The 22,899-nt window shown below is 67.7% G+C and carries 21 protein-coding genes and 2 pseudogenes; 8 read left to right on the top strand and 15 right to left on the bottom strand.

Annotated elements, in window-relative coordinates; translation table 11 throughout:
• Position 1: 1 nt before the first annotated feature.
• Complete coding sequence (locus AB0I04_RS45205) at positions 2-673, bottom strand: DUF4194 domain-containing protein (RefSeq protein ID WP_360899463.1); 672 nt, start codon at positions 671-673, stop codon at positions 2-4.
• Positions 666-2,180, bottom strand: a complete 1,515-nt coding sequence (locus tag AB0I04_RS45210) for a DUF3375 domain-containing protein (protein WP_360899466.1) — start codon at positions 2,178-2,180, stop codon at positions 666-668. The genes AB0I04_RS45205 and AB0I04_RS45210 overlap by 8 nt, the downstream gene beginning before the upstream one ends.
• Positions 2,181-2,392: 212 nt before the next feature.
• On the opposite strand from AB0I04_RS45210, the pseudogene AB0I04_RS45215 reads away from it, so the two are divergent.
• Positions 2,393-2,503, top strand: a pseudogene (locus AB0I04_RS45215) (IS30 family transposase); the annotation flags it as partial.
• Here AB0I04_RS45215 and AB0I04_RS45220 read toward each other — a convergent pair.
• Complete coding sequence (locus AB0I04_RS45220) at positions 2,474-2,821, bottom strand: DUF2398 family protein (RefSeq protein WP_360899468.1); 348 nt, start codon at positions 2,819-2,821, stop codon at positions 2,474-2,476. The pseudogene AB0I04_RS45215 and the gene AB0I04_RS45220 sit on opposite strands and share 30 nt — an antisense overlap.
• Between AB0I04_RS45220 and AB0I04_RS45225 the strand changes: the two genes are divergently transcribed.
• Positions 2,722-3,177, top strand: a complete 456-nt coding sequence (locus tag AB0I04_RS45225; protein ID WP_360899471.1) for a G1 family glutamic endopeptidase — start codon at positions 2,722-2,724, stop codon at positions 3,175-3,177. The two genes, AB0I04_RS45220 and AB0I04_RS45225, sit on opposite strands and share 100 nt — an antisense overlap.
• 70 nt (positions 3,178-3,247) lie before the next feature.
• Here the strand turns inward: AB0I04_RS45225 and AB0I04_RS45230 are convergent, their stop codons facing one another.
• The 6 genes from AB0I04_RS45230 to AB0I04_RS45255 form a co-directional block, all read right to left on the bottom strand.
• A complete protein-coding gene (locus tag AB0I04_RS45230) occupies positions 3,248-3,739 on the bottom strand; it encodes a hypothetical protein (protein ID WP_360899474.1) in 492 nt (163 codons plus the stop codon).
• Between the two features lie 353 nt (positions 3,740-4,092).
• Complete coding sequence (locus AB0I04_RS45235; RefSeq protein WP_360899477.1) at positions 4,093-5,694, bottom strand: alpha/beta hydrolase; 1,602 nt, start codon at positions 5,692-5,694, stop codon at positions 4,093-4,095.
• Positions 5,695-6,124: 430 nt separating this feature from the next.
• Positions 6,125-6,289 (bottom strand): hypothetical protein, encoded by a 165-nt coding sequence (locus tag AB0I04_RS45240; RefSeq protein ID WP_360899480.1) that lies wholly within the window; start codon positions 6,287-6,289, stop codon positions 6,125-6,127.
• A 31-nt stretch (positions 6,290-6,320) separates the two neighbouring features.
• Positions 6,321-7,235 (bottom strand): ABC transporter ATP-binding protein, encoded by a 915-nt coding sequence (locus AB0I04_RS45245; protein ID WP_360899483.1) that lies wholly within the window; start codon positions 7,233-7,235, stop codon positions 6,321-6,323.
• Entirely contained in the window at positions 7,232-8,047 is an 816-nt protein-coding gene (locus tag AB0I04_RS45250; RefSeq protein ID WP_360899486.1) for a hypothetical protein, read from the bottom strand. The genes AB0I04_RS45245 and AB0I04_RS45250 overlap by 4 nt, the downstream gene beginning before the upstream one ends.
• The gene (locus AB0I04_RS45255; RefSeq protein ID WP_360899489.1) at positions 8,044-8,742 is read right to left on the bottom strand and encodes a hypothetical protein; all 699 of its coding nucleotides are present in this window, start codon (positions 8,740-8,742) and stop codon (positions 8,044-8,046) included. Before AB0I04_RS45255 ends, AB0I04_RS45250 begins: the two co-directional genes overlap by 4 nt.
• 182 nt (positions 8,743-8,924) lie before the next feature.
• Between AB0I04_RS45255 and AB0I04_RS45260 the strand changes: the two genes are divergently transcribed.
• A complete protein-coding gene (locus AB0I04_RS45260; protein WP_360899492.1) occupies positions 8,925-10,070 on the top strand; it encodes a histidine kinase in 1,146 nt (381 codons plus the stop codon).
• Positions 10,067-10,714 carry a response regulator transcription factor gene (locus tag AB0I04_RS45265; RefSeq protein ID WP_360899495.1) on the top strand — a complete coding sequence of 216 codons (648 nt, stop codon included), beginning with the start codon at positions 10,067-10,069 and terminating at the stop codon, positions 10,712-10,714. The genes AB0I04_RS45260 and AB0I04_RS45265 overlap by 4 nt, the downstream gene beginning before the upstream one ends.
• 395 nt (positions 10,715-11,109) lie before the next feature.
• Here the strand turns inward: AB0I04_RS45265 and AB0I04_RS45270 are convergent, their stop codons facing one another.
• Positions 11,110-11,781, bottom strand: coding sequence for a hypothetical protein (locus AB0I04_RS45270; RefSeq protein WP_360899498.1), 672 nt, complete (start codon positions 11,779-11,781; stop codon positions 11,110-11,112).
• A 939-nt stretch (positions 11,782-12,720) separates the two neighbouring features.
• Here AB0I04_RS45270 and AB0I04_RS45275 point away from each other — a divergent pair.
• Both AB0I04_RS45275 and AB0I04_RS45280 read left to right on the top strand, forming a co-directional pair.
• Positions 12,721-13,218 carry a hypothetical protein gene (locus AB0I04_RS45275; protein WP_360899501.1) on the top strand — a complete coding sequence of 166 codons (498 nt, stop codon included), beginning with the start codon at positions 12,721-12,723 and terminating at the stop codon, positions 13,216-13,218.
• Between the two features lie 319 nt (positions 13,219-13,537).
• A pseudogene (locus AB0I04_RS45280) lies at positions 13,538-13,750 on the top strand (transposase); the annotation flags it as partial.
• Positions 13,751-14,018: 268 nt separating this feature from the next.
• On the opposite strand, the gene AB0I04_RS45285 reads toward AB0I04_RS45280, so the two are convergent.
• The 4 genes from AB0I04_RS45285 to AB0I04_RS45300 form a co-directional block, all read right to left on the bottom strand.
• Entirely contained in the window at positions 14,019-14,954 is a 936-nt protein-coding gene (locus AB0I04_RS45285) for an aminoglycoside phosphotransferase family protein (RefSeq protein ID WP_360899504.1), read from the bottom strand.
• Positions 14,951-16,714 carry an ABC transporter ATP-binding protein gene (locus AB0I04_RS45290; RefSeq protein WP_360899507.1) on the bottom strand — a complete coding sequence of 588 codons (1,764 nt, stop codon included), beginning with the start codon at positions 16,712-16,714 and terminating at the stop codon, positions 14,951-14,953. The genes AB0I04_RS45285 and AB0I04_RS45290 overlap by 4 nt, the downstream gene beginning before the upstream one ends.
• A 71-nt stretch (positions 16,715-16,785) precedes the next feature.
• Complete coding sequence (locus tag AB0I04_RS45295; RefSeq protein ID WP_360899510.1) at positions 16,786-18,399, bottom strand: ABC transporter ATP-binding protein; 1,614 nt, start codon at positions 18,397-18,399, stop codon at positions 16,786-16,788.
• Complete coding sequence (locus AB0I04_RS45300) at positions 18,399-18,788, bottom strand: hypothetical protein (protein ID WP_360899513.1); 390 nt, start codon at positions 18,786-18,788, stop codon at positions 18,399-18,401. Before AB0I04_RS45300 ends, AB0I04_RS45295 begins: the two co-directional genes overlap by 1 nt.
• Before the next feature lie 997 nt (positions 18,789-19,785).
• Here AB0I04_RS45300 and AB0I04_RS45305 point away from each other — a divergent pair.
• Together AB0I04_RS45305 and AB0I04_RS45310 are read left to right on the top strand one after the other, a co-directional pair.
• Entirely contained in the window at positions 19,786-20,847 is a 1,062-nt protein-coding gene (locus tag AB0I04_RS45305) for a hypothetical protein (RefSeq protein ID WP_360899516.1), read from the top strand.
• Between the two features lie 185 nt (positions 20,848-21,032).
• Complete coding sequence (locus AB0I04_RS45310; RefSeq protein WP_360899519.1) at positions 21,033-21,500, top strand: hypothetical protein; 468 nt, start codon at positions 21,033-21,035, stop codon at positions 21,498-21,500.
• A 718-nt stretch (positions 21,501-22,218) separates the two neighbouring features.
• On the opposite strand, the gene AB0I04_RS45315 is transcribed toward AB0I04_RS45310, so the two are convergent.
• On the bottom strand, positions 22,219-22,791 hold the full coding sequence (locus AB0I04_RS45315) for a hypothetical protein (RefSeq protein WP_360899522.1): 573 nt from the start codon (positions 22,789-22,791) through the stop codon (positions 22,219-22,221).
• Positions 22,792-22,899: the final 108 nt, after the last annotated feature.

The raw sequence follows: 22,899 nt of genomic DNA on the forward strand, positions 1-22,899 counted from the left end.
CTCACGGCGCAACCTCATTCTGTCCCCGCAACCACTGGTTCAGTTCAGTGAGCTTCTCGATGCTCAACACGACCTCGACCAGCGGCGTGATCCGGTACCGGCCCGCGGACTCCTCCGCGAGCAGACCCTCGGTGACCAGTCGCTCCACCGCCTTGCGGATCTCGCGCTGGCCGCGGGCAAGGTTGTGATCGTCCGGATCGAAATAGGTCAGCACGGTCTGTTCCAGCTCTTCGATATCGACCCGCGCGGACGTCTCACCGGTACCGCGTTCCCGCTGGAAGACGGTCCGAAGGTAGACCAGCACCAGAGTCTCGGCCCGGTTGTAGGGGTCGTCCTTCAGCAGGATCGGGACGTCGAGTTCCGCCGAGCGCACCTGCTGCTTGTAGGCGACGCCCCGGTCGTGGTCGATGACAAGCCGGACGAACAGGTCGTGCAACCGCGACTCTATGATCTGCTGGTTCTCCAGCAGCGTGCGCCACTGCGCCGGATACTTCTCGGCCAGCAGGAACCTGCGTTGCAGCAGCCGTACCAGCACCCGCCGCACGTCCACGTCCAACGTGCCACTGTCACCGGCGAACAGTTCGGTCGGGTCGTCCTCCATCGGGACCGGCTCGATGAAGCCAGCCGCCGCGCCGGTCGACCAGCCGTCGTCCGCGCCATCCGGTTCACTCATCGTCGTTTCCCGGTCGCTTGTCCGCGGCGCGCGTCGACGCCGGGTTCGCCGCCAACACGCCGCCGAACGCGAGCCGTCGCCGAGTCTGATCCGGTCGTACCGCTTCGACCACTGCGACCTCGGCCGTGTCGGTCATTCCGGCGTCATGCGCGATCTCCAGCAGACCGAGCAGATCCACCGGCCGCCGTAGCCGCTCGGCCGCCGCGCGGAACGCGGCCGCGACGTCGACGCCGTCCGCGTCGCCCGCGAACGCCGCTAGATGCGCGCGCAGTTCGGCGTACTGCGGACCACCCCATGCCCGGGTGTCCGCGGCCGGCACGTCTTCCGCCTCATCCCATTCCCGCAGCGGCGGGGGCGGCTGGGGCGGCCGAAGGTCACTCATCGTCTGCCGCAGCTGGGCGACGTCGGCCACCGGCAGGCGGCGCAGCGGTTCGATGACCGTGTTGCGGCGCGAGCCGGGCACCCATGTGTGGAACGCGGACATCACGTCCCGCAGCAGCTCGTCCACCTGGCGGTCCCGCATCGGGTCATGGTTGCGCACCTGGGTGGTGATGACGTGCGACGCCTGCCGTTGCGCGGTCAGCACCTCCTTGACGCCCTGCTCGATGCGGCGTGCGATCTCCGAGAGCTCCCGCCGCTGTGGTTCCGGCATCAATTCGGTGAACCCGTGCCGCAGCACGGTGCGCAGCAGGTTCCACAGATCGTCGATCTGTGCCGGGTCACCGATCAGACGCAACGCCCCGGCGAACGCGCGGCCCTCCGGCGTCGCGTCCATGATCTGCCGACCGCGCTCCAGGTACTCACGCAGCACCTCCCCAGTCGGCCGCACGTCCTGCCGCAGGTCCGCGACGACGTCTCTTTGCATGGCTTTGATCGACTCGGCGACGCGGGCGAAGTCGGCGGGCAGTTCCCGTGCCAGGTGCAGCACGTTCTCCGCCGCCTCGAGCAACTGGTCATCGTCGACCGCGTCAATGACTCCGCCCCGTTCGAGTCGGCTAAGTTCTCGCCGACGCTGATCGATCTCCGTCTGGAGGCGCGCCATCCGGGCCATCACGTCCGGGTCCGCGTCCTGCGCTAGGCGCTCGACCGCCTCCAACAGCGTCCGGACCCGGGACTCCGACACTCTGGTCCGCGCCCCGCCGACCCGACCGGCCACCTCGAGCGCACCGACGCCATGTGCGGATAGCCGGTACACCTCAACGTCGTCGGAGACCTGCCGCACCAACCAGCCCGCGTGCACCCACTGCCTGCACAGGTCGCGGGCGTTCCCCGAAGGCAACGGCTGGTCGCCCTCGTCGCCGTAGCCCGCGGCCCGCAACTGGTCAAGGGCGTCGGCGATCTCCGCATGGGCGTCCGCCACCGCCACCGTCGACCGCTCCGGCGTGAACATCATCGCCAGTACGGTCACCACAAACGGCGCATAGGTCCGGTGGAGCAGATCGAGCATCGGGTTCTGGAACGCCCGAAGCGCACCCTGATACGCGCCCTCCACACCTCGTGTCCCCATCGCCAATCAGAGTACGACCTGAAGCCCGACCCCACCCACCTGTCGGCGTACGGCTTCACGTGCAGAGCCATGTACAGGTAAACGTGCAGAGGTGATCAGCGTGTCGGCTGCTGTGATGAGGTGGTGATCGTGAACTCTGCCGGGTGGTGTTGATCATCTCGGTGGGGGGTCGTGGTGGTGCTGGAGGCCGAGACTTCACCGACCGGCCGGAGCTGCACGTGGTCCACGAGACCGTCTACCAGGCGCTGTATGTCCAAGGCCGCGGTGAGTTGCGTCGGGAGCTGGCAGCGGCGCTACGCACCGGCCGAGCCCGACGCATACCGGGACCTGGTGGAAACCAACCTCCCCACGTTCGGGTCGGCCCTCGGGCTCTGGAACCCGTCGGCGTCCGCCTCGCTGGCCAGCAACGCCGGCAGTATCAGCAGCGCCATGGCGCTGATCGCCGGCAGCTTCCTGTCGGTCAGGTAGCCGTCCGGGTCGGTGGCCGGCATCCCCTCGGAGCGGACTTCGGCGACCAGGCCGAAGTACCGCTCGAGCAGGAATGCCTCTCGGTCGTGGTGGCGGCGAAGGTAGGCCGCCTGCTCCGGCGGCTCGCCGATCGACAGCTCCTGGTACGAGATGTACCCGAAGGCGCCGGTCAACTACTCCGACCCGGTCTCGCCCGGCGTTCAACGCCTCCGTCACCACCGACGGCGCCGGGCACTTCACCCTGACGATCAGCGACCAGAGCCGCGGCTGGTCCCACACTCAGACGGCCTGCCTGCGCGGCGCGTCCCTGGCCTCGGCCAAGGTGATCGCGGAAGCCCCGTCCAGCTCGGGCGGCGTGCTGCCGCTGGCCGACTTCGGCACGGTGAACTTCAGCGGATCCACCGCCAACGGCGCCTCGCTGTCCTCGTTCAACCCCGATGCCATCACGATGGCCGGCGGCACGACAAAGGCGAATCCCAGCGGGATCTCCGGAAGCGGGAGCTTCAGCGTCGCCTGGAAGCACAGCTGACGCGAAGCCCAGGACGGCGCCCGGCCCCCCTCCCAGCATTCGGAGGACCGGGCGCCTCTGTGTGCGCGTCTCAGCCCTGGACGACGACCTTCAGGCTGAAGCGGCCCTGATCGCCGACGCACCGCATGGCCTCGCCGCAGCTGACCCGGCTCGCGGTCACCACCGCTGTACCGGCGCTGACGCCGGTGAAGTCGGCGAACGTCCAGCCGCAACCGGTGCCGGGCGGCTGGCACAGTCCGGGGCCGCCGGTGCTGCTCCCGTCCAGCTTGAGCGGCCCGGGCGCGGGCCGGTCGAACGTCCAGAAAGTGCTGTCGAGCACCACGTGCAGCCGGCCCCCGACCTGCAGGGCCACGGTCTTGCCGCTGTCCGCGAACGTCACATTGAGGGCCCCGGCGACGGAGGTCGGTGACGGAACCGGTCCGTGCGAGGACGGCCGACTGCTGGTCGACGCCGTCGTGGCCGGGGTGCCCCCGCCCGCCAGGTGCGAGGACCCACTCGACGAACCGCAGCCGGCGAGCGTAAGGACGGCCGCGGCGCAGAGTACGAAGATCCTGGTTCTCATGTCGTTACCGTTCCTCTTGGTCTGGGCCGGGCAGCTGTCCGGAAAACGCGGGGCGCATCAGGTCCGAGTGGGGCGATCCGGTCGAGTTGCAGATGCGGCTCGATGTGGCGCTGGTGGAGATCGCCGAACTTACCGAGCGACACGCAAACTAGATCATCACGGCCCCCTGAGCAGCGCACCGCCGCCCGCCCGGACACCCCAGGATCCGTTACGCCTCGGACGGAGCGGCGGATCTCTTATCCACAGACTGTGGATGAGCGTATTCGGGTGATCGTCGGTTCGGAGCCGCGGACGTACCGGCTCAGCGGCCGGGCCTGTGGGGCGGGCGCTCGCCCGGCCCCACGGGCTCACGGTCAGAACGGCTGACGATCCTGATGGCAAACGGTTCCGTGTGGCGGCAGCGCACCGGTGGTCATGTATTCGGCCTCGTAATCGGCGGCACAGGTGCTGGGGTTGCCGAACTCGGTATGGCCGTACCCGTCGACCGTGAGGAGTTCGGCACGGGCCAGCTCGCGGGACATGGCGATCGATCCCCAATAAGGCGTGGCCGGATCGCCGGTGTTGCCGATGAGGAGAACAGGGTTCGCCGTACGGCGGTTCCATGGGCCGGTGTAGCGATCCGGGCTGTTCGCCGCCGGCCAGGTGGCGCAGGCTTCCTCCGCGACCCACACCCACTCCGGCCCCAGCGCACCCGACCGCGCGTAGGCGCGGCGGGCCAGCGCGGGATACTCTCGCGGGTCGCGCGGATCAGGGCTTTCTGAGCACACGACGTCGAGCCCCTGCTCCTGGCCCATGTACGGTGGCCCCGGGCTGGCGGTGGGCGTCGGGTTCGCCGAGTGCACCTGGTCGCCCGCCGAGGTCTTCCGGCCGGTGGAGGCGAGCCACGCGTCCTGCATCGTCGTGGCCACCGACTGCCATTTGCTCGTGGTGTAGAGGGCACCTACCATGTCCGCCACGGCGCCGCCGTAGGTGAAGTGCTTCGTGCCCAGTGTCACCGGATTGCGCTGCAGGCGTCGCAGCATCGTGTTGAACTTGGCCTGGGTCGCCGCCAGGCTACCGGCGGAGAAGGCGCAGCCGCTGACGGGAGCCCGGCCGCACAGGCTGAGGAACCCCTTGAGCGTCGCTGCGGACGCCAGGTCGGACCCTTCGCGGAGCGATGTGGACAGGCCACCCTCGCTGTGAGTCCATGCGATGGGATCCACGTTTCCGTCCAGGATCACGTGACCGACCCGATCGGGAAAGAGGTTCGCGTACGTGGCGCCGAGGACCGTTCCGTAGGAGATGCCGTAGTAGTTCAGCACCGGGTCGCCCACCGCCTGGCGCATGAGGTCCATGTCCCGCGCGGTGTCCGCCGTGGTGACATGCTCGAGCAGGCCGTGGTCACGCTCGCCGCAGATAGCGTCGAACCGGGCGTAGGTGTTCTCCCAGAGCTTCTCCTGCCGCTGCCCGACGGGAATCCCGTCGGGCAGCACGGAGAGGAACTGCTTCTCCGCCGCGGTCGTGGGGAAACAGTGCGGCGCGGTACTGGCGCCGACGCCGCGCGGGTCGAAGCTGACGATGTCATAACGCGCCCGCATACGGGCCGGGAACGTGTCGTACAGATACGGCAGATTCCCGACTCCTGAACCGCCGGGACCTCCCGGGTTGAAGAACAACGACCCGAGGCGATGGGCGGGATCGGTGGCCGGATGCCGGATCATCGCAATGCTGATCTTCTCGCCGTCCGGGTGCCGATAATCCAGCGGAGCCTGGATGGTGGCGCACTGGAATGTGGTGTCGCACGAGCTCCAGTGCGGCGCCGGCACCGATACCGCGTTGAGACGGGCATCGGTCCGCGGCGCGGCCGATGCGGACGTGACCGCCAGACCGACCGCACTCGCGACCACGCAGGACGTGGCGATGAGGGTTGCACGGCGGGCCGGCGAGTACCGGCGGGGGGAATCGCTTCTCGACACGATGCTCCTTTCTTTCCTGGCCGTTCACGGCTTTGGCCAGGCTGTCTGTGCCGGGCCGTGACCGGCATCTTGAGTGTTAGGGGCCAACCAGGATCCGGCTGGGCGTGGATAGCTGAACGTCCTGCTCGGCGATGACGGCCGGGACGTCGGGTGGGGGCCGGTTCTACTCGGTGGATGAGGTTTCACCCGCCTTGCGTTGCCGGGGCAGTTCGCCTTTGGCTTTCAACTCCGCACGTCCGCCTCGGTGAGGCTCGAGGCCAGTTCGCCTGCGGGCCTGACGTTCTCTGCCGATGCGGTGGGTGTCTGACTACGGCGACCTTCATCGGCTCGGCCGTCGCGAGGGGAACCGGCGAGTCCCCGGCGGCCGTGTCGCCGCCGATCACACCGTCATCGAACCGGTGGCGGCAACCGCCGTGTGCTCAGGCAGTGTTCAACGACTCTTGCGGCGGTTGCGCACCAGGCGGACGACGTAGATCGGAGCGCCGATGATGGCGGTGATGACGAGGGCCCAGAACACGAAGTAGGCGGGGCCGGGATGGAAGCCGGTGGTGTCGTTGGCGGCGGCCAGGACGGCGGCGAGTGGCTGGTGGGGCATCTTCTGCTCCTCGGGTGTCGGCGGGGCTGGGTCAGATGACGCGGAGATTGGCGCCGGCCCGCTCCGGGGCGGTGTCGTGCATCAGGGCGATGTAGCCGTCCTCGACGGTGGCGCTGACTCGTTCCGCGTCCGGGGCGGGGGTACCGGAACTGATGACCCGGTAGGTGGTGCCGGTCATGCTGGGGGTGACGTTGACGGTGGGCAGGTCGGGCGGAGGGGTGGTGGCCGGCTGGGTGACGTGCCACACCATGCCCTCGGCGCGGGTGGCGAGGTCGCCGATGGCGCCCTGGAAGGCGACGTTGCCGTGCTCGATCACCACGACGTTCGGGCAGGTCTGCACGATGTCGTCGACGATGTGGGTGGAGAGCAGCACTGTCCGGTCGCCGGCCAGGGTGGCGAGCAGGCTGCGGAACCGCAGTCGCTCCTCGGGGTCCAGCCCCACGGTGGGCTCGTCGACGATCAGCAGCCGGGGGTCGTTCAGGATGGCCTGGGCGATGCCGACGCGGCGCTTCATGCCGCCCGAGTAGCCCTTCACCTTCCGGTTCGCGACATCGCCGAGCGAGACGAGTTCGAGGACCTCCTGGACGCGCTTGCGGCGGGCGCGCCGGTCGGTGATGCCCTTGAGCAGGGCCATGTAGTCAAGAAACTGGCGAGCCGTCAGCTCCGGGTACAGGCCGAGCTCCTGGGGGAGGTAGCCGGTGGTGGCCTTGACCTCCCGGCGTTGGCTGCGCGATGTCAGGTCGGTGCCGTCCACGCTGACGGTGCCCGAGGTCGGCTGCTGCACCCCGGTCAGGACCCGCATCAGCGTGGTCTTGCCGGCTCCGTTGGGGCCGAGCAGGCCGACCATGCCGGCGGGCAGCCGGAGGTTGACGCGGTCGAGGGCTCGGACCTGTCCGCGCCGGAAGGTGACGGTCAGGTCGGTGATGGTCACGTTGGGCGCGGTCATGACGGGCTCCTCCTGGTGAGCACGAGGTGGGTGATCGCGAGGACGGCGAGCGCCGCGAGGAGCAGGAAGACGATGCTGGTGACGGCGTCGGCGCCGGTCGCGTGCACTCCCCGCTGCTTGGCGTCGAACATGATGCCGTGGAACCAAGCACCGGACGGGTACTCGCCGATGGCTTCGAAGGGCGTGCCGGCGAGGGTGGGGATCCCGTAGCGCGGGCCGACCATGTTTCCCCAGATCCAGTAGCCGAACAGGCCCAGCCGGTACAGCGCGGGCCCGGTCAGGAGCGGGATGGTGACCGAGCAGGCCGAGATGAAGACCAGCCCGGGCAGGATGATGGCTGCGAAGGCCTCGATGCCGACCGGGATCACCCCGGCCCCGCGCCCGGATGAGGCCAGGTAGCCGAGCAGGCCCGCCCAGCAGAGGGCAACCGGTGTGATGGTCGCCGCGCCGGCGCCGATGGCCTTGCCCCATAGGCGTGGGCCGATGCCGGTGGGCGTTGATGTCAGGAGGTCGTTCAACTCCAGTCGGGCCTCCCGCCGGGCGCGGTCGGCGAGCACGGCGCCGACGCCGATCGGGGTCAGCATCGTGAAGTTGATCGCCCAGTCCGCGACCAGCGTGGAGAGGTCCGTGGTGCTGGTGAAGTCCGGCGGGAAGGGCCGTGAGCAGCGCAGGGCGATCAGCCCGATCACAACCAGCCAGACGGCCGGGCGGCGCACCTGCATCAGGTACTCGTAGCGGGCAGCCGCCACGGTCTTCGCCCACCAGCCCTGCGCCGTTGTCGGCGGGGCGGTTCGCTCAAGGACGGCGGTCATGCGGCATCACTCCCCAAGAATCGTTCGGGACGCCCCAGCAGCAGGCCGGCCACGACGACGGCGGCGACGCCGACGGCGGGCAGGGCGATCCGGTTGACGGTCCATTCGTGCACCGGGACCCGGTCGGCGACACCCATGAACATGAACTGCGTCCGCAGCACCGTGTGGGTCAGGATGTCGTGCGCCATGAGGAGTTGGGCCAGCCACACGCCGCCGATCAGGCCGCTCGCGGCGGCCGGGCTGCGCAGGGCGACCGCGATGAGCACCGCCAGCGCGACCAGCCAGACCATCGGCGGGGCCCACACCAGGACGTAACCGCCGGTGCCCTGCCCCACGGGCCACGCGTTCATGGCGTGGAACACGACCGCGTCCAGCAGCGTGGCCAGCGCCGCCGCGGCCACCACCAGGCCGGCGCGCAGGAACAGCACCCAGCGGTAGACCGTGGTGGTCATGACCAACTCTGCGCCGGAATCACGCCCCACGATCGACGAGGCCGCGACAGCGGTGCCGAGCGGGGCGAAGGCCGCCAGGACCGCGCCGGCCGCCCAGTCCAGCTCGCCCGCAGTGGCCCCGGAGGCGTGCATGGCGATCACCAGGATCGCGCCGGCCAGCGGCGCCGCCAGCGCTGTCAGCGGTGCGACGATGCCGGTGATCCGTATTTCCAAGCCGACGCGGGACCAGGTGGACCTGTTCATGTCCACCCGCCCGCGCGCAGGATCCCCGCCATGCTGCGAGGCGTGTGAAGGTATCGGGGCATGGCCTTAAGCCTGCTGGCGTCGCCTCGGCGGCGGTACGGCCGAAAGTACCGATCAGACGGGAACGGCCGGTACTTTCGGCCGGTACGGCAGCCTTGGGCGATTCCGTAGCCTTGAACGCTGTGAGCACAATTGATTGGCTGGCTGAACGAGCCAGGACGCGGGCCAATGTTCTGCTCGCACTGGTGTTCGCCGTGGTGCTGGCGGGTACGGCGTACCGCATCGCCGCCGCAGGTGGAGGCTGGCTGTTCGACTGCGGCGTCGGACTGGTGGTGTGTGCTGCGGCCCTGCTGCGGGAACGCGGCAGGACGATCGCGGCGGCTGTCGGCCTGGGCGTCGCGGCCGCCGCCACCATCGCCTCCCGCCTCGGTCACCTGGCCGGCGAGCCCGGCGTCGCGGCATCCCTGGCCCTGATCGTCCTCGGCGGCTCCTCCGTCCGGACACTGCCGCCCCGCCGGGCCGTCGTGATCGCCGCTGCCGGGTTCGCCGTCATGGGCCTCGGCCGGCTCACCGCCACCCCGAGCCTGCCTGCTCATCCCGCCCCGGTCCAGCTGGGCCTGCTCGGCTGGGTCCCCGCCATCGGAGCCGGGCTGGCCTTGCGCTTCCTGGACTACCGTCGCCAGGCCGCCATCGAGATGATGCGGCGGGACGAGCGTCTGGCCCTGGCCCAGGAACTGCACGACGTCGTCGCCCACCACGTCTCCGGCATGGTGGTGCAGACCCAGGCGGCCCGGATCGTCGGTCGCAAGCAGCCAGAAACACTGGACGCCACCCTGGCGGGCATTGAGCAGTCGGGCACCGACGCACTGGATGCCATGCGCCGCGTGGTCGCCCTACTCCGCGACGCCGACGACGCCGCGACCGCCACCGCGGGACCCGAACAGCTCACCGAACTCGTCCAGCGCTTTAAGCAGCACGGCCCAGCCGTGCACCTCACGCTGCCCACCGACCAGCGGCCGTGGCCACCCGAAGTGACCACCACCGTCTACCGAGTGGTCCAGGAGTCCTTGACCAACATCGCCCGCCACGCCCGCCACGCCCGCTCGGCCACCGTCACCATCACCCGGGACTGCACGAGCGTCAGCGTCGAGATCGACGACGATGCCCCGCACTCCCCGCTCCGGCGCTCTCACCGCAGCGGCTACGGCCTGGTCGGAATGCGCGAGCGCGTCGAGGCCCTGAGCGGCACCCTCAACGCCGGTCCACGGCCGGACGCCGGCTGGTCGGTGCACGCCACCCTGCCGGTCCCCTCCGGAGACGGCCGTTGAGCATCAGCGTCCTGATCGCCGACGACCAGGCGATGATCCGCAGCGGCCTGCGACTCATCCTTGAGGACCAACCCGACATCACCGTTACCGCCGAGGCACGCGACGGTGCCGAAGCGGTCGCCCTCGCCTGCCGACTGCGGCCCGACGTCTGCCTCGTGGACATTCGCATGCCCGGCCTCAACGGCATCGAAGTCACCCACGCCCTGGCCGGCCCCGGCGTCGCCGACCCGCTTCGCATCGTCATCGTCACCAACTTCGAACTCGACGAATACGTCTACGGCGCGCTCCACGCCGGCGCCGTCGGCTTCATCCTCAAAGGCGCCGGCCCCACCCTGCTCGTCGAAGCCGTCCGCGCCGCGAATGCCGGCGACGCCCTGGTCTCCCCATCGATCACCCTGCGGCTGCTACGCAACCTGGCCCCCACGAAGGCCTCGACCGCCCGGCAGCCCATCCAGCCGCTCACCGAACGAGAGGCCGAAGTCATCCGCGCCGTCGCTCGAGGACGCACCAACCAGGAAATCGCCGCCGAACTGTTCATCTCATTGAGCACTGTCAAAGGCCGCCTCACTGCCATCCAGAACAAACTCGGCGCACGCAACCGAGTTGAGATCGCCGCCTGGGCTTGGGAGACCAAACTAATATAATGATTCTAGTAAATAGCTGGTTTCGACGCCGATGGCGACGGCGCAGCCAGCGTTAGACGGTGCAGACCTAGCTCTTCCAAGGGGCACCGACATGATCTCGGGATGGTTGAGTTCCACACAGAGCGACCGGGTTAGGATTAGGTGCGATGCATAGCCATTCAAGCCCAGCGGCCAGTTTGGGTGCTCTGCGGGTGCAGGGAATTCCTCCAGAACTGTGGACTTTTAATCCGCAGGTTCGGTGCCCGGGAGCCATTCGGACATTCACAAAGCCGCAGGTCACCTCAGCGACTTGCCTTTCTCACGCCGTCCCGCCGACGACCGTTGCGAAGCTGTGAAGAGGAATGACGGATGGTCTGGCGCTGCCCGACCGCCATTACCGCGTTACACCGTCGTTCCTAGAGGTGTTGACATGGCGCTCCCCGCGCACACGGGGATCGTTCGTGGATCGCTGCCATGCGACAAATCACCGCGCCTCGTGAGCAGACCGGTTGTCCGCTGTGGGCGGGCGGGAGTTCGACATAGCGGGCGGGGTTGTCGGTGATGAGTCGTTCGCGGATCGCGGCGTTCAGCGCGGTGCGCAACGTGGCGTGAATGCGTTTGAGGGTGGCGGCGGTCACCGGTCGCCCGGACGCTGAGCTCCCGCGCAGGATCACGGTGAACATGTGCTGCAGATCCCGGATGTCAAGGTCCTGGAGCGGGATGATGCCGAGATGGGGATGAAGGTAGTCGTTGACGTGGCTGGCGTACCCGCGCAGTGTCGACGGCCGTAGTGAGATACGGCTGGTCAGCCACATGTGCAGCCACTGCCCGGTAGTCAGCAACCGACCGCGCGGATCACCCGATCCCGGCGTCGTCAGCTGCTGCAGCGCCTGGGTAGCCGCCGCGCGGGTGGGAAAGCCACCTCGCCGGATACGGCGACGGCCGGTGCTCAACCCGGCGGGGATGTCCAGGGCGTAGTACCAACTTCCATGTCCTCGCCGCCGCAGCATCGAGCATCGCCGTCCGAGCTGTTCGCCCGCGCTGGTGCGGCACCCGCACCGCTTGTACACCGAGCCCTTCGCGTTCATGACCGCCCCCCGGGTAGGCGTAATGGTGCAGACACACCCAGCATGCGCCTGCGCCATATCACGGTGCTCCACGGGTTACGGTGCCATGTCCGCTGACCAGCGAAGATTCCCGCGACTCGGGACAGCGAACCCGACGACCGGCGGGGTGGCTCGGCAAGCCGGCAACCTGATATTTGATCTGGGCGATCGCGCCGGCGGCTTCCTTTCTTGATCAGGGACAGGGACGGCAAGTTCACTGGAATGTTCGATGAGGTGTTCAATGCCGAGGGCATCCGCGTGGTACTCACTGCTTCGCAGGCCCCTCGGATAAACGCGATCGTGGAAAGGTGGGTGAGCAGCGTACGCCGTGAACCCCTCGACCGGATCCTCATCATCACACCTACACAAGGTCCTCGCCGAGGACGAGACCCACTTCAGCACCCATCGCGTTCTTCGGCGCGGATCACGTGCCTGATGTCCATGAGCATGTCACCGACGACGTTTCCCAGCAGGAATATCGGCAAGCCGTCCGCGCGCAACGACAAAATCTTCCAGTAGTGCGTTGTCGAACGATAACTTTCGGTGAATAGTGCCAATGGCGATGAAAGCGCACTGGAAGGGTCGCTTGGGTGAAGTCGCGACATCAGTGTGTCCCTGACAGGGCATGGACGCCGATGGTCCATCTAACTTCTGTTAGCCGTTTAGGTTTTCTGTTATTGTCATGTGCCTTAAAGTGGCAGATGGTCGATGTTCGGCAAGAGGGAGATAGCTGAAATGACAACACGAGGAGACGCCCCCATCGGCCAGTACGGAGCCGTATCTCGGGACACCACCATAAGCGTTCCCCCGCTGCGTGTCTTCCGGACGGCGATGGGGCTACTCCTGCTGACATCGTCCGCCTGCACGTCGGCTAACCCCACCCCTTCAAGAAACCTGACGACATCGCCAGCCTCTGTGCCCTTGCCGACCGTACATCCCACGTTCGGCACCTCGCTGCCACCATGGCGGCCCCCCATCAACGTGCTGGGCGGCGCCGAAGCTGCGGGCCTACGTATCGGGCCGAACCAGGGCACTGCCCGACGTTTCGTGAGCCACCTCGACGTCTTCGTCGGCGGTAAGCGGACTCCGGTGCCGGCGACGCTTGGAGTCGAAGGGAACTACGCCTCCGAGCTGCATACGCGCGACGCGACTGGCACAATCGAGGTCGCGTCATCCGATCCAGACAAACGCTTCGTCCTAGGCCAGCTCTTCATCGAATGGGACGTTCGGCTCACCCCCGCCTTCCTGGGCGGGCTGACCGTCGATGCCGCACATCCTCTGACCGCCTTTGTTGATGGGGCAAGGGTGACCGGGGATCCGGCCAGCATCGAGTTGACACCGCACCGAGAGGTCGCGCTGGTCTACGGTGCCCCGCCGCCCCGCGTTCCCTCGTCCTACGTCTTTCCTGCCCGCTCCTGACTGCCGCCGCGAGGCGTCGTCCGCGGTCCCAGTGTTTCTTCTGCTGCACGAAGACGAGTACATGCTCTGCGACGACGCAGGCTCCGGGGCAGTTGCGGCCAGATTTTGCTGGCCATCTCGCGCAAAGTGGTGTCCACGAACGCCCAGCGCTGGCCTCTCTAAGCGCCTCTTTGTTATCGGAAGCGGGTGGTCGGAATACGGTTGCTTCCACGGACGTGGTGTACGAGTTTCCGCTGATCAGAGGCGTGGCGTCGTGAACTGAGACGGCCATCGCGTGATCCTTCGAGATGCGAAGTCAAGATCGATGGAGACCAACGCGATGGCCGTCAGTGACAGTGTGGACCCTGCTGGGTGGTTCGCCGAGCAGATCGGGGCGTGTGAGCCGGATCTGCGGCGGAAGATGGTTAAGACCATGGCCGAGGCGCTCATGTCGGCTGAGGCCGATGCCCTGTGCGGGGCCGAGTACGGGCAACGCTCAGGCGAGCGCGTCAACCGTCGCAACGGCTACCGGGAGCGGGACTGGGACACCCGGGCGCGGCCCACTACAACCGGTGCAGACCCCCAGTCTTCGAATCTTCGACCTCCCGTCGACGGCACAGACGTGACCCGCCTGCCGATCGGCCCGGATCAAACGCCACCAGATCCTGGAGGCTTGATTAACGATTACGAAAAAGCATGCTGACCAGGACACGCTCAGCTGCGGGTCGTACATGGATGGTCATGGCGGAATTTTGACACCCTTCAGGGCCGGGACGGATGACGGGGTACGGGCGACCGGCTCGGATCAGCGCCCGCCACCGTCAGTCGCCCGCGGCGGTGACCGGTGAGCCGACGATCCAGTCGGCGATGATCCGGCATGCGGCCGGATCCCAGGTCAGTCCGGCGCCGGTCGACCACAGGAAGTAGTCCATGACGACGGCCAGCAGCCAGCCCTTCGCCCGGTCGCGGTCGAGCTCAGCCACCTCGGTGAATCGGTCGAACCTTTCGGGCACCTCGTGTTCGCCCACGAAGCGGTTCCAAATCAGGGGCGGCAGGGCGAACTCGGCGTCGCCGAGCACCCCGCGAGGATCGATCGCCAGCCACGGCTCGCGCTGTCCCGCCAGGATGTTGCGGAAGTGCAGGTCATGATCGACCAGCAGGCGCCCGGCGCCGGGTGCCAGCGCCCGACAGGTCTCGATGGCCGCGTCCAGCAGCCGGCGCGGCAGCGGGCGTCCCAGGTTCTGCCACTCAGTGAGCCAGCGCTCCGGCCACGAGGCGACGTGCTCGGCGAGCGTGGGAAGCCCGTCCACGCCGGGCACGGCCAGCCGACGCAGCACCAGAGCCGCGGCCTGCACCGCCTCGTCGAGCGGGACATCGTCCAGGGACCGGCCAGCGTCGAGGCGTTCTAGCAGGAGAGCCCCGTGCTCGGGCTCGACGGACACCAGTTCGACCATGCCGCGACCCTGCCATGCCGCAAGCGACACCACCTGGTTGTCCACCTCGGCCGAAGGCCTGGACACCTTCAGCGCATAGGCGTCCGGGCCACGCCGTACCGGGACGACGACGCCGAGGAAACCGTGCATGACATCGCCGTCGAGCGTGAGTTCCCACCGCGACACGAGTTCCCGGGCAAGATCCGGGAGCGCCTTAAGCCAGGCGACGCCGCTCTCCCCCGCGTGCCCTTCGACGCCCGCGGCGAACTCCGGCGGGACCTCCAGACGCCAGTCGGCCGACGATGCTCGCTGATCGTTGTTCACGCTGTTCCCTTTGCCAGGTGGATGCTCGCGGGGACGTTGCCGGAGCATGGTGGGTCGGTGTAGGCCTGCGAGTGCAACTCGTACAACTCCGCGTAGTGGCCGTCGTGGGCCAGCAGGGCATGGTGGTCGCCCGCCTCGATCAACCGACCTTGGTCCATGACGAGGATCAGGTCGGCGTCGACCACGGTGGAGAATCGGTGCGAGACGATGATCGTGACCCCGCCGGTCGTGCTGGCGACCGTACGGGCCCGGGCGAGGTGTCGCTCGAAGATCGCTTTTTCGCTGGGCGCGTCGAGCGAGGCCGTGGGCTCGTCCAGGACGGACACCAGGGTACGCGACCGCATGCAGCCACGTGCGAGGGCGGTCTTCTGCCACTGGCCTTCGGACAGTTCCGTCCCCCCGAAAGCAGCGCCCAGCGGGGTGTCGAGCCTATAGGGAAGGCGGGACAGGACCGGTTCCAGTCCGGCGTCGCGTACCGCCTGGGCGATCTCCTCATCGTCGTCGATGTGCGCGAGCGACCCGAGACCGATGGCCTCGCGGATCGTCGTGCGGTAGCGGCCGAAGTCCTGGAACACGGCGCTCATCGTGTTCCGCCACGCCGCGACGTCCAGGGCCGAGAGATCAACGCCATCGACGGTGATGCGGCCCGAGTCCGGCCGGTAGAAACCGGCCAGCAGTTTGATCAGGGTGGTCTTGCCCGAACCGTACTCCCCGACCAAGGCCACGACCGAACCGGCGGGCAGGTGGGCTGTGAAGTCCTCGATGGAGGGGTCGGTCCGGCCGGGGTAGCGGAAGGTGACGTGTTCGAAGGAGATGCCGGTGCGGAGCTTGTCGGGGAAGGCGGCGCTGGAGGAGTCCGCGTGCGACCGGGTGTGGAAGTCGCGCAGCCACAGGTACGGATCAAGCAGGCGGGCGTACCCGCTGGTCTCGCCGGTGCGGCGTACCGTCTCCTGCACCGAGAGGTAGAGCTGGGACGCGACGGTCACGACGAACACCACGTCCCCGAGGGTGCCGCGCCCGTCCATCACCAGCCGGGTGATGACGGCGAGCCCGACGCCGAACCCGCAGGTGAAGACCGACCAGCCGGCGACGGTGTACGCGGCGGCCATCATGCTCGCGCGGACCCGGCCGCGTAGCGCCCGGTCCCAGGCCTCGGCCTGGGACCGGAGCAGGTCCGCCTCGACGCCGGCCACCCGGATCTCCTGTCCCGATTCCGGCTCGGTGCACAGCTCGAACAGGTGGCGCTGAAGTCGTGTTGGCTCCGCCGCGTCGAGCTCGGCCGCCCGGACCCGTGCACGGCCCCGCCCGTCGAACCACAATGGGATGACGGCGAATACCAGAAGGCCGAGCAGTAGCGGGCTGACGCTGGCCAGCAGACCTAGGGTGAGGATCAGTCTGATCGCGTGCGCTAGGCCCTCCAGCGCGCCCCAGGCCGAGTCGACGACGGCCCACGCCTGGCCGCGCAGCACGGTAACCCGGTCGAGGTAGTCGCTGCGTTCCAGGTGCTCCAGCCCGTCGATGTCGGTGGCGAAACCGAGGACGCGCGGCTCGATGTCCCGCATCCCGACCATCTCCACCAGGCGCATCCTGAGGTTGAAGCCGGTGCGGGCGACCACCGCGTCCAGGGCGTAGGCGACGGCCGCGCAGACGGCGGCCAGCGCCATCCGCGTGTGGTCGCCCCGTACGGTCGCGTCGACGGTCGTCCGCAGCGCCAGGCTGATGAACGCGAACGCCGACGTGTTGATGATCAGGCACAGCATGGCGAGCGCCGTACGGCACGGGTGCCGCCGTCAGCAGAGGACCAGCATCTCCCGCCAGAGCCCGAGGTACCTCACGCGGGTTCGCCCTTCACGTGGTTGGTAATCGGTTCGGCGTCGTAGCGGTCGTCGTAGCCCCGCCGGAACCGTTCCGCTTGGATCGTGAACATGGCCGCGTACGCGCCGTCGGCGGCCATCAGCTCGTCGTGCGTCCCCGACTCGACGATGCGGCCGTCCCGGAGAAAGACGATCCGCTCCGCCTGCCGCACCGTGGACAGCCGGTGGGAGATGAGGATGACCGTAGTCGTGCCGACGAGCTCGGCGAGGTGGTGGAAGACCTCGAGTTCGGTACGTACGTCAAGGTGGGCAGTCGGCTCGTCGAGCACGATGACCCGAGCACCGGCGCCGATCGCGTATCGGGCCCGGGCAAGGACGACCTGCTGCCACTGTCCCCCGGACAGGTCGACGCCGCCGCTGCGCCCGCGTGAGAGCGGGGTCCGCCACCCGGACGGCAGGCCACGGACGAGCGCGGGCAGGCCCGTGGTCGCCGCGGCGGCCTCCAGCGCCTCGACGCTGGGCGCCTGCCCTGGCACGTCGCCGCCCTTGCCCAGCGCGATGTTGTCGGCCAGGGAGAGCTGGTACCGGATGAAGCTCTGGAAGACGACTGCGATCCGCCGCCGCCAGCCGGGGAGTCCGCCGGTCTCCTGGTCGGCGATGGGCCGACCGTCGGCGAGGATCCGTCCGGTGGTGGGCGTGTAGAGGCCGGCCAACAGCTTGATCAAGGTCGACTTCCCGGCGCCGTTCGCCCCGACGACGGCCAGGAGCTCACCTGGCCGAATCTCCAGATCAAGACCGTCGAGCACGGGCTCGACGGCCCCTTCGTAGGAGAAGCCGACGCCGTCGAACCGGATCGACGGGGGACCGTCCACGGGGCCCCGCGGTGAGCGCGTGGCGCGAGCCGCGCTCGTGGCGTACCGGCCGGAGGTCGGCGCGGGAGACTCGGCGCCGCACACCTGCCGCCGGAGCTTGTGCAGCGCACGGATCACCGGAAGAGCGCCCTCGATCGCGTATCCGTCCGACATCGGGGTGATGGCCGCGAACACTCCCCAGCTCGCCGTCAGTGCCGCCGTCGTCCGCGCCACCGACCCATCGGCGCCGGTACTGAAGATCACCACCTGGAAGACCACGACGAGTGAGCAGGCGATCAACAAGAACGTGACCCACTGGGTGCGCAGTGCCATGTCGCTGGCGTGCCAGACCGGATTCATCTGGCGGTGCATGTGGTGCTGCCGTCGGTCGAGCGCCCAGCGGCCGAACCCGAAGATGCGCAGTTCCTTGCCCTCTTCAGGGCTTGTCATCACCTTCTGCCAGTACTCGGACCGACGCCCGTCGAGGACTCCCGCGGCCAGGGTCCGGTTGATCCCCAGCCACTGTCGGCGGGTTCGCGAGCGGATCACGAGGGCCGGGATTACCAACAGCGGCAACAGCCACAACGCATACGCCGCCACGACCGCCGCGGACAGCCCGGCGCCCAGGAAGCGGAACACGAGGCCGAGTTGTGCGAGCGCTCCTTCCCCAGGCCGTTTCTCCGACCAGGTCCTCACGTCGGCGGAGGCCAGCCGGATGAGGTCCCGCGTCCGCTCCCTCTCCAGTTCGGCGATGTCGGGGTCGAGCAGGGCCAGCCGCATCACCTCCGTCCGGTGCGCTCGGTCGATTCGCCCGGCGTCGGTGACAGCCACCGGTCCAGGTGCGGCCACTTGATCGCCAGGATGGCCTCGAACCGATGCACCCGGATCTTGGGCGCCCGCGGCTGGGGGTCTGGCGGGAGCGGATGCTTGGCCACGAACACGCCGGCGCCTTTGCGCGAGGTAGTCAGGCCCTCCCCGTGCAAGCACCCGCAGCGCGGCGTGGACCGTGGCCCGCGCGATCTTGTAGTGCTCGGCGAGCTCGCGGGGGGGGGCAGCTTGTCGCCCGGGGCCAGGTCCCCGAAGCGGATCCGGGACCGCAGCGCGTCGGCGACCTGCAGGTAGGGGGCGAGCGTGTCGGCGGCATCGGCCCGTCGTACTGGAACGCTCATTGGCGATAGCGAGGCCCGAGGCCGGGAGATAGCGCCATCCACCGTTCCGATGCGCCCATTGATCTCGGCTCGCCTCATCTGCGGGCCCCGGGTGATTACGATGCAGTGGGGGTGTCCGGAGGGACATGGCCGCGACCCCGGATCCCTGGCCCGAGGCTGGGCCCGGCGGGTGTCCGAACCCCGGAGCCCAGCCCTCTCATGCCTTCCCCGGCGACCACCCGGGTCAGTGACGATGGCGCGGGTGGCGCGTTCGGTGATGTCCAGGGTGGCGGCGAGGTCACGGTGGCGCAGGTCGGGGTCGCGGGCGATGGCGATCAGGATGCGGGCGTGGTTGGTCAGGAACGTCCATCGCCGGGCCGGGGCCGGGCCCGGGTGGATCGGCGGGTTCCATCGCGTCCTCTCCGGCTGCTCGGCATCACTGGGGCACAGGAACCATATTTCCTGCGTTCCTCGGCGATCCGTTCGTCCCCTACCACGTAGAACGTTCCCCTGAGAGGAATGTAAGTCCTGCCGCAGGAGGAGCGGCCGGAAGCGGTCGGTACATTACGGGTATCCCCCGATTTACAGGCAGGATTATTCATGGTAATGCGCTCAGCGAACCGCCTTTAGTGATCAGCACTGTTTGACGGTTTGCGTCTATGGGCTAACACTCTGCGGCGTGATCTATCTAACAAAAGATATCTTCGCCGCAGCAAGCTCGAAGCTGACTTCATTGAACTCGACGAGTTGCTGTGATGTATTCGCTTGAGAAATCCCCCATGATGGACGTGTGCACGAAGAGAGGGAAGGTCGACATGCAGACCACTCGCCGCATCGCACTAGTAACGATCCCCGTCTTGGCCGCCTCCGCGCTCGTTGCTGGCACTAGTAGCGCGTTTGCCGCGACGGCGGAAGCCAAATCTCTAATATCCCACAATATCGACGCTGACGCGATAACCACTGGAGTGGTTACTCGCTCTGGGGAGCCCCTGGCGAACGCAGACGTAGCGGCCCAAGCGTGGCCGAAAAGTCTGTGCTCGACGAGGTTCCGGAAGGCGGAACGGTTAATCTCCAGACTTTCGCCGTCACCAAGACTGACGCCAGCGGGCGTTTCGAAATAAAACTACCCAAGGCCCTTGATTCTCGTTACGTCGGCGACGATGGGAGTGTCGACCTGCGCATCCTCGCGTCCGATCGCAAGAATTCGGTCATGTGGCAGTACACGGCCACGCGCCCGAAGAAGACGACGGCGACCAAGAGCGATAAAGCCATCTGGTCGACGGCGAAATCTGATGCCGCGAAGCAAAGCCAGCCGGCCGATCTCCGCTTTGATCTGAGTCCGACGTCGCCGCAGGCGTTTGATGCGCATGACGATCCCGCTGGTTGGGTCACCGATAACAGCGCGAAGCTGACCAAGGACGCGGCGGCCAGCGCCCGGTCAACGGTGCTATTGCCGCATTCCGCAGCGAATCTCGGCGCCTCGAATACCGCAGCGCCCTGCGGCCAAGCGAAGGGGACTCTCTACACCCAGAATCCTGAGCGGTTTGCCGTCGTCTCCACCTGGTCTGGCGCAAAGGGTACCGTTTACCAGTCGCAAAGCGTAAGCCATACGCTGGGATTGGGAATCCAGGTTGATGGGCCTTCGGGCGCATGGAAACCCAACGGAACGGCTTCGATCAATCTCACAAAGGGTGCTGGCGCTCAGTTGCCGGGAGTTGTTGACGCAACGGTCGGCAATGAGGTCAACTATCGTTTGTGGATAGGCACTGGCGACTGTGCGAAAATCTCGGAAATTCGCCCTGAGAGCACATACGCCTTCCTAAGCATCGCCGAGCGACATGGGCATGTCGCTTATACACACTGCAGTACGGCATTCCATGGCGCGACGTACTGGAAGGACAGCGGAAAGAATCTGACCTACGGCGCGGGAGTCGCACTCGGCTGGATGAATGTTTCCGCTCAGTCGGGATGGAATGGTAACACCAAGATTGAATGGGTCGTCACCCAGGACAGCAAACTGTGCGGGTCCGCGTCTACCGGCTGGGCGTCGTCTCCGGACATGAGTGCTGACAAGCTTTGATCATGTTCTGTACTTCGAAGGCCAGCCGTCTCGGCAGGCTGCTCTGTCTTAGCCTGGCCGCATCGCTGATGGGCACGGCGTGCTCCAGCGGGGGCCAGGCCGGGCGGGAGGAGAACGACGACGGACACCGGAACTCCTCAGGAGCGTCGCACCTCGTTCGTCCGAGTTCCGGGGGATCGGCCGGCATGGCACTACCGTCGAAGCAGGGCCGGGCCTACTCCGCCGGGCTTGGCGTGCTCTGCCTGGACGCCCCTGGAGACGTTCGGCTGACCAGGATCGATGCGCTCGCGTCCAACCAGGCGATCACGATTCGCGGGTTCGCCGTGCGGGCGAATCCCGCCATCGCGGGAAAGATGCAGATCGCCTTGGAGCCCGGATCACTGAGGGCAGCCGGGTTCAACCCGGCCAGCCCCCAAACGGTGGACGGAACCTGCGCCCCCGGAGCGGTGCGGGGCAGCGGCCAAGAGGATCCCGGACGCGAGGCCGTCGAGTTGGGCGTTGAGCTGGTTCGGACCGGCCAGGGGTCTGGCCGTATCGACGGTTTCCGTCTCACCTACCAGTCGAAGGACAAGAGCGAAGAACTCCGGATCCCCATGACCGTCATCTTGTGTAGCGACAGCGACAGGACTACGGAGGAGTGCAATCACCGATGACCGCGGCCGGTAGTCACACCGTCCGAGATCTCTCGTTTAGCGGCTGAGCTGCCGAAAGTAGCACGGCCGGCAACGCTCCTGGATCGCCGCGCAGGCAGGTGACAACCTCACCAGAGACTGAGCCGGCGGATGGCGGCCGGCTCAGTTGGCTTGATGCGCGCCAAGACATCGAGCTCCTCCGGCCCTGCCGCCCGTCCCCGGCCCGGTCAGCTACTGTAAATCGACGAGCGGCTGGCCGCGTGAGGCGGGGCAAGCGCACCGGTAAGGCCAGCGTTCTTGACGAGGCGCCCCCACCGGGGACTTCTCTTGAAGCGTCTCCCGATCGCCGCGCCCCCAGGCAGCTCGCCGTTCTCCGCCCGGTACGCCAAGGCCCACTCCCAGGCCTCCCGCTGCAGGCGCCTACGAAGATCGGACACCTCCGATGCGTCGTCTCCGGGGCCCTCCGGTAGTGACTCGCCCGCCACGGGTTCAGGCTCCGCATCTCCTTCATCAGGAGTGTCGTGTTCGGCCGGATCCCACAGACGCATCCGCAGCTGGCCCTCCAGCAGGTGATAGGCCCCGACGAAGGCGAACGAAGGCCAAGCGGCGATCACACGCCCGACCACCGTAGGCTCGGCGACCTCAACATTGGCCGCCACTGAGCAGAGAGTTCTCAGTGCGGAGCGTCAAGCTGCATAGGAATCCGTTGTGGTGGTGTCCGGCCGCGACACGGTCCGCGTCAGCGGAGGCTGAGAATCGGCCCTCGGCGTCCCTCAGCGGTGATCCGGATCTCCTTGACCTTCAGGTTGTCGCGGACGTCCTGGTAGCGGCCTTGGCGGGCGAGCGCTTCGGTGGCCTCGGCCGACCCCGAGCGCAGCTTCTCCCCGATGATGTAGTGGTGATCACCGGTCCGCAGGTGCAGGCGGTTCTCCTCCGAGGCGAAGCCGCGGTCAGCGACCCATACGATCCCTGACAGCGTCCAGTCGCGCATGTCGTCCTTGACCTGCCGGATCAGCGCTGAATCCCCGGTGGCTCCTGGCCAGGACCACACCCGGACCGGGATGCCGGTGCGGGTGACCCCCATCCCGATCACGACCTGGGGCAGGTCGTCGCGGTGGTCCTTGGACTTGCCGAACGACCGGAACCCCCGCCGCTTATGATCGTCGGCTGCCTGCTCGGCAGGTACGACCTGGCCGAACTCGTCGCGAGCAACCGCCGCATCGGCGTCCTCTGTCTGGAAGTAGGTGCTGGTGGTGTCGAAGAACAGCAGATCCATTTCGAGGTTCAGCAGGTTGGCGACCTGACCGAACACCTCTTCCTCGAGCGTGGAGGAGATCTCCAGCAGTCCGGATAGTGCAGTCGCGGGCGTTGGGGAACGGCCGCCCGCCGTTGGGTCGATCGTCGCTCGGCGTCCGCGTGT

Origin of the sequence: Actinoallomurus sp. NPDC050550 (assembly GCF_040655075.1) — a bacterium.
Lineage (GTDB): Bacteria > Actinomycetota > Actinomycetes > Streptosporangiales > Streptosporangiaceae > Actinoallomurus.

Bases quoted from the DNA above. Each gene is read 5' to 3' on its own strand.
- AB0I04_RS45205 (WP_360899463.1), bottom strand. From the start codon at position 673: ATGAGTGAACCGGATGGCGCGGACGACGGCTGGTCGACCGGCGCGGCG.
- AB0I04_RS45210 (WP_360899466.1), bottom strand. From the start codon at position 2,180: ATGGGGACACGAGGTGTGGAGGGCGCGTATCAGGGTGCGCTTCGGGCG.
- AB0I04_RS45225 (WP_360899471.1), top strand. From the start codon at position 2,722: ATGCCTCTCGGTCGTGGTGGCGGCGAAGGTAGGCCGCCTGCTCCGGCG.
- AB0I04_RS45230 (WP_360899474.1), bottom strand. From the start codon at position 3,739: ATGAGAACCAGGATCTTCGTACTCTGCGCCGCGGCCGTCCTTACGCTC.
- AB0I04_RS45240 (WP_360899480.1), bottom strand. From the start codon at position 6,289: ATGCCCCACCAGCCACTCGCCGCCGTCCTGGCCGCCGCCAACGACACC.
- AB0I04_RS45245 (WP_360899483.1), bottom strand. From the start codon at position 7,235: ATGACCGCGCCCAACGTGACCATCACCGACCTGACCGTCACCTTCCGG.
- AB0I04_RS45250 (WP_360899486.1), bottom strand. From the start codon at position 8,047: ATGACCGCCGTCCTTGAGCGAACCGCCCCGCCGACAACGGCGCAGGGC.
- AB0I04_RS45255 (WP_360899489.1), bottom strand. From the start codon at position 8,742: ATGAACAGGTCCACCTGGTCCCGCGTCGGCTTGGAAATACGGATCACC.
- AB0I04_RS45270 (WP_360899498.1), bottom strand. From the start codon at position 11,781: ATGAACGCGAAGGGCTCGGTGTACAAGCGGTGCGGGTGCCGCACCAGC.
- AB0I04_RS45290 (WP_360899507.1), bottom strand. From the start codon at position 16,714: ATGCTGTGCCTGATCATCAACACGTCGGCGTTCGCGTTCATCAGCCTG.
- AB0I04_RS45295 (WP_360899510.1), bottom strand. From the start codon at position 18,399: ATGCGGCTGGCCCTGCTCGACCCCGACATCGCCGAACTGGAGAGGGAG.
- AB0I04_RS45300 (WP_360899513.1), bottom strand. From the start codon at position 18,788: ATGAGCGTTCCAGTACGACGGGCCGATGCCGCCGACACGCTCGCCCCC.
- AB0I04_RS45310 (WP_360899519.1), top strand. From the start codon at position 21,033: ATGGCACTACCGTCGAAGCAGGGCCGGGCCTACTCCGCCGGGCTTGGC.